This is a genomic window from Thermus sp. FJN-A (assembly GCF_054655095.1).
Genome location: NZ_BAAHSC010000179.1, coordinates 1 through 471, shown reverse-complemented (window position 1 = coordinate 471; position 471 = coordinate 1). Strand labels below are relative to the sequence as shown.

Below are 471 nucleotides of genomic sequence, written 5' to 3'. Positions count from 1 at the left end.
GGGCACACCTTAGCACGAGGAGGTGCCCCGTGGACCAGGATACCTTGCGGATCTTGCTGAGGGAAGCGGTGCGGGAGACAGTAGCCGAGGTTCTGCAGACGGTTCTGGAGCTGGACCGGACGGCCTTCTTGCAGGTGCACGGAGGCCGCAGGAACGGCTACTACCCCCGCAAGCTGGAGACCACCTTCGGCCAGGTGGACCTGAAGGTCCCTAGGGATCGGGAATCTCGGTATTACCCGGCTTTCCTTAAGCCCTACGTCCGCCGCCTGGTGGACGTGGGGGAAGTGGCGGTAGCCCTTTACGCCGCCGGGGTCAGTCAGCGCAAGGCGGCCGAGATACTGAGCCTGCTCTTAGGCCACCGCTACTCCCACGAGACCCTGAGCGCCCTGACGGACGAGGTCCTGGAGGCGGCAGGAGCCTTCCGCACCCGGCCTTTGCCCGAGGAGATGGCCTTCGTCTACCTGGACGGGC

The 471-nt window shown here is 65.6% G+C and carries 1 protein-coding gene; it reads left to right on the top strand.

What is annotated here, in order from left to right; genetic code table 11:
* Positions 1-471: transposase (locus tag ACYQ0J_RS07425; protein WP_460170944.1), on the top strand; the 471-nt coding region annotated here is incomplete at both ends.